Annotated in this window: 1 protein-coding gene and 2 pseudogenes; all 3 read right to left on the bottom strand. The window is 64.3% G+C overall.

Annotation, left to right across the window (positions count from 1 at the left end; all coding sequences use genetic code 11):
* Positions 1–269 (bottom strand): annotated as a pseudogene (locus G3436_RS18195) (TolC family protein); the annotation flags it as partial.
* Positions 266–3,443 (bottom strand): annotated as a pseudogene (locus G3436_RS18190) (efflux RND transporter permease subunit). The pseudogenes G3436_RS18195 and G3436_RS18190, both read right to left, overlap by 4 nt.
* A gap of 12 nt (positions 3,444–3,455) precedes the next feature.
* Positions 3,456–4,688, bottom strand: a complete 1,233-nt coding sequence (gene mexE / locus G3436_RS18185) for a multidrug efflux RND transporter periplasmic adaptor subunit MexE (protein WP_163947698.1) — start codon at positions 4,686–4,688, stop codon at positions 3,456–3,458.
* Positions 4,689–4,848 lie beyond the last annotated feature (160 nt).

The raw sequence follows: 4,848 nt of genomic DNA, 5'->3' as shown, positions 1-4,848 counted from the left end.
CGCGCGGCCTTGAGGCGGGCGAAGGCCACCCGCAGTTCACGGTGTCGGCCAGCGACTGGCTCACCAACTGGTCCAGGGATCGGGTCGTCGAACTGACGCCACCAGATCGCATCGAACCGGCTGCGGTCGAAGGCCGCCTTGGCCTGCTGGGCGTCCGCCGCCGCCAGGTGCGCGGCGGCGGTGTGCGGGGCCTGGTAGTCGGGGCCAACGGCGCAGGCCGCCAGGGCCAGCACCAGCAGGCTGGGTGCCCACAGTTTCAAATGGTTCATGCTTGCTTCTCCAGCGTCAGCTGACGGGCCGCCTTGCGCGCCTCGCTGCGCTCGACATAGCGACGGATCAATACAAAGAACACCGGTGTCAGCAACAGGCCGAAGAAGGTTACCCCGATCATCCCGGAGAACACCGCCACACCCATGGCATGGCGCATTTCGGCACCGGCACCGGAGGAGAACACCAGCGGCACCACCCCCATGATGAAGGCGAACGAGGTCATCAGGATCGGACGCAGACGCAGGCGGCAGGCTTCCAGCACCGCAGCCAGCGGGTCGAGCCCCTCGGCCTGTTTGTCCTTGGCGAACTCCACGATCAGGATCGCGTTCTTGCACGCCAGTCCCACCAGTACGATCAAGCCGATCTGGGTGAAGATGTTGTTGTCGCCACCGGACAGGATCACCCCGGTAATCGCCGACAGCAGGGTCATCGGTACGATCAGGATCACCGCCAGCGGCAGGCTCCAGCTTTCGTACTGTGCCGCCAGTACCAGGAACGCCAGCAGCACGCACAGCGGGAACACGAACAGCGCAGTGTTGCCGGCCAGGATCTGCTGGTAGGTCAACTCGGTCCATTCGTAGGTCATGCCGTTGGGCAGTTCTTCCTTGAGCAGCTTCTCGATGGCTTTTTCAGCCTGGCCCGAGCTGTAGCCTGGCGCAGCGCCACCGTTGATTTCAGCGGTGATGAAGCCGTTGTAGTGCATCACGCGGTCCGGCCCGGAGGTGTCGCTGACCTTGATGAAGGTCGCCAGCGGGATCATCTCGCCCTGATTGTTGCGCACCTTGAGCTGGCCGATCTGCTCGGCATCGAGGCGGAACTGCTGCTCGGCCTGCACGTTGACCTGGTAGGTGCGGCCAAAGCGGTTGAAGTCGTTGGCATACAGCGAACCCAGGTAGATCTGCAGGGTGTCGAAGATATCGTTGATGGCTACGCCGTGGGTCTTGGCCTTTTCGCGTCGATGGCGGCATCGACCTGGGGCACGTTGACCTGGTAGCTGGTGAACAGCCCGGCCAGCTCCGGCACGTTGTAGCTCTTGGCGATGATGTTCTGGGTTTCCTTGTACAGCGCTTCGTAACCCAGGTTGCCACGGTCTTCGATCTGCAGGCGGAAGCCCCCGATGGTGCCCAGCCCCTGAACCGGTGGCGGCGGGAAGATCGCGATATAGGCGTCCTGGATATCGGCGTACTGCGCGTTCAGTGCGGCGGCAATGGCCGCTGCCGACTGGCTGGGGTCCTTGCGCTGGTCGAACGACTTGAGGGCCACGAACACGATGCCGCTGTTGGGGCTGTTGGTGAAACCGTTGATCGACAGGCCAGGGAATGCAATGGAGTCCGCCACGCCGGGGTTCTTGAGGGCGGCTTCCCCCATTTTCTTGATCACCGCTTCGGTGCGGTCCAGGCTGGCGGCGTCGGGCAGTTGCGCGAAGGCCACCAGGTACTGCTTGTCTTGCGCCGGGACAAAGCCGGTCGGCGTGGCGGCAAAGCCCATCCAGGTCAGCACCATCAGCCCGGCGTACACGAACAGGGCGATACCGCTGCTGCGGATGACCCGGCCCACGGTACCCACATAGCTGTGGCTGGCGCGCTCGAAGAAGCGGTTGAACGGTTTGAACAGCCAGCCGCCTAGCAGGCGATCGAGTACCTTGGAGAAACGGTCCTTGGGCGCGTCGTGGCCCCTGAGCAGCACCGCCGCAGCGCTGGCGACAGGGTCAGCGAGTTGAACGCGGAGATCACCGTCGAGATTGCGATGGTCAGTGCAAACTGCTTGTAGAACTGCCCGGTGAGCCCCGAGATGAATGCAGCCGGGATGAACACCGCGCACAGTACCAGGGCGGTGGCGATGATCGGCCCGGTCACTTCACCCATGGCGCGCTTGGTCGCCTCCAGCGGTGTGTGCCCCAGCTCGATATTGCGCTCCACGTTCTCCACCACCACGATGGCGTCGTCCACCACGATGCCGATGGCCAATACCAGCCCGAACAGCGACAGCGCGTTGAGCGAGAAGCCGAACAGGTGCATCACCGCGAAGGTGCCGATCAGTGACACCGGTACGGCCACCAGCGGGATGATCGAGGCGCGCCAGGTCTGCAGGAACAGGATCACCACCAGCACCACCAGGATCAGTGCTTCGAACAGCGTGTGCACCACGGCCTCGATCGAACCGCGCACGAACACGGTCGGGTCGTAGACGATGCTGTAGTCCATGCCCTCGGGGAAGTCCTTCTTCAGTTCGGCCATCTTGGCGCGCACGTCGTCGGAGATCTGGATGGCGTTGGAGCCTGGGCGCTGGAAGATCGGGATCGCCACCGCCGGCTGGTTGTTGAGCAGCGAGCGCAGGGCGTACTGGCTGGAGCCCAGCTCGACGCGGGCGATGTCCTTCAGGCGAGTGATTTCGCCATCGGCGCCGGCGCGGATGATGATGTTCTCGAATTCCTCTTCGCTGACCAGCCGGCCCTGGGTGTTGACCGACAGCTGGAAGCTGGTGGCGCTGGGTGCAGGCGGCGAGCCGAGCTGGCCGGCGGCTACCTGGCGGTTCTGCTCGCGGATCGCGCTGACCACGTCACTGGCGGTGAGGTTGCGCGAAGCGGTCTTGTTCGGGTCCAGCCAGACGCGCAGCGAGTAGTCGCCCATGCCGAACAGCTGCACGTCGCCCACGCCGCCCAGGCGCGCCAGCTCGTCCTTGATGTTGAGGATGGCGTAGTTGGACAGGTAGAGCATGTCGTAGCGCTGATCGGGCGAGGTCAGGTGCACCACCATGGTCAGGTCGGGTGACGCCTTGTCGACGGTGATACCGATACGCGTCACTTCTTCGGGCAGCTTGGGCTGGGTGCGCGTCACGCGGTTCTGCACCTGCACCTGGGCGTTGTCCAGGTCGGTGCCCAGGGCGAAGGTGATGGTCAGGGTGATCTTGCCGTCGGCGGTCGACTGCGAGGACATGTACAGCATGTTCTCGACGCCGGTGATGGCTTGCTCAAGCGGTGCGGCGACGGTTTCGCCGATGACCTTGGGGTTGGCGCCGGGGAAGTTGGCGCGCACCACCACGGTGGGGGGTACCACTTCGGGGTATTCGCTGATCGGCAGCTGGAACAGCGAAATGCTGCCGGCGATCAGGATCAGCAGCGAAAGTACCGCGGCGAAGATCGGCCGGGTAATGAAGAACTGGGAAAAATTCATCGGAGTCGTCCCTTAACCGCGTGGTGCCGTGGCACTGGCGAGCTTGACCGCAATCGGCTTGCTCGGCGTGCTGGCTTCCAGGGCCTGGCGTTGCTGGGCGAGGGCGGCGAGGGTGGTGTCGCTGGCCATCGGGGTTTCTTCAGGGCTGACGGCAGAGCCTGGGCGTACGCGCTGCAGGCCCTTGACCACAATGCGGTCTTCCTTGTTCAGGCCGCTGCGCACGATGCGCAGGCCTTCGAGTTTGGGGCCCAGCTCGACGGCGCGGTAATCGGCCTTGTTGTCCTTGTCCATCACCAGCACGAACTTCTTGCCAAGGTCGGTGCCTACCGCTTCGTCGTTGATCAGCACGGCCGAGTAGGTGGCGCTGCCGACCAGCTTCAGGCGTGCGTACAGGCCGGGGGTGAACTGGCCGTCGCGGTTGTCGAACACGGCGCGACCGCGGATGGTGCCGGTCTTGGGGTTGACCTGGTTGTCGACGAAGTTCATCTGGCCCAGGTGCGGGTTGCCGGTTTCGTTGGACAGGCCCAGGTACACCGGGGTGCTTTGGCCGCGCTGGCCGTTTCGCGCCAGTTCGCTGTACTTGAGGTACACGCGCTCGTCGGCGTCGAAGTAGGCGTAGACCTTGTCGGTGGAGACCACGCTGGTGAGCGGGGTGACGTCGGCGCTGACGATATTGCCGGCGGTGAACTGTGCGCGGCTGACGCGGCCGCTGATCGGTGCGGTGACGCGGGTGAAGCTCAGGTTGAGCCTGGCCAGGTCCAGTTGTGCCTGGATCGCGGCGACGCCGGCGCGGGCCTCGGTGGCGGCGCTGGTGCGTGACTCGGCGAGCTCGGCGGAAATGGCGTTGCTGCTGCGCAGGCGTTCGCCGCGCTGGGCTTCGTTCTGGCTGCGGGTGGCGGTGGCGCGGGCTTGTTGCAGTTGGGCTTCAAGTTGGCGAACTTGAGCCTGGAACGGGCGGGGGTCGATCTGGAACAGCAGGTCGCCTTTCTTGACCTGTGCGCCTTCGGTGAAGGCGACCTGATCGATCTGGCCGGAGACGCGTGGGCGCACTTCGACGGTTTCGGGGGCTTCGAGGCGGCCGGTGAACTCGTCCCACTCGTTGATTGGTTGTTCCAGCACCTTGGCCACGCTGACTTTAGGCGCGCCGGGGGCTTGCGGGGCCTCCGGGGTGCGGCCACAGGCACTCATCACCACCAGTGCCAGGGCAGCAAGGGGATAGCGCAGGGGTTTGAGTGAGTGTTCCATGGATAGATCCGCCAATGTATTGAGAGTGGGCGGATTCTGCGATCTGCAACTATCAACAACGAATCGAATGGGGCGAAGGTAACTATCATTGGGAATGATAGGAGCCCAGCGTTGTCTGCGCTGACGCTTTCGCTGGCAAGCCAGCTCCCACAGGTACACC

Origin of the sequence: Pseudomonas brassicae (assembly GCF_010671725.1) — a bacterium.
GTDB lineage: Bacteria > Pseudomonadota > Gammaproteobacteria > Pseudomonadales > Pseudomonadaceae > Aquipseudomonas > Aquipseudomonas brassicae.
The sequence above is the reverse complement of the archived record's forward strand: the minus strand, read 5'-3'. Positions and strand labels throughout refer to the sequence as shown.

Excerpts from the sequence above, each read along its gene's own strand:
- mexE (WP_163947698.1), bottom strand. The coding sequence starts at position 4,688 with ATGGAACACTCACTCAAACCCCTGCGCTATCCCCTTGCTGCCCTGGCA.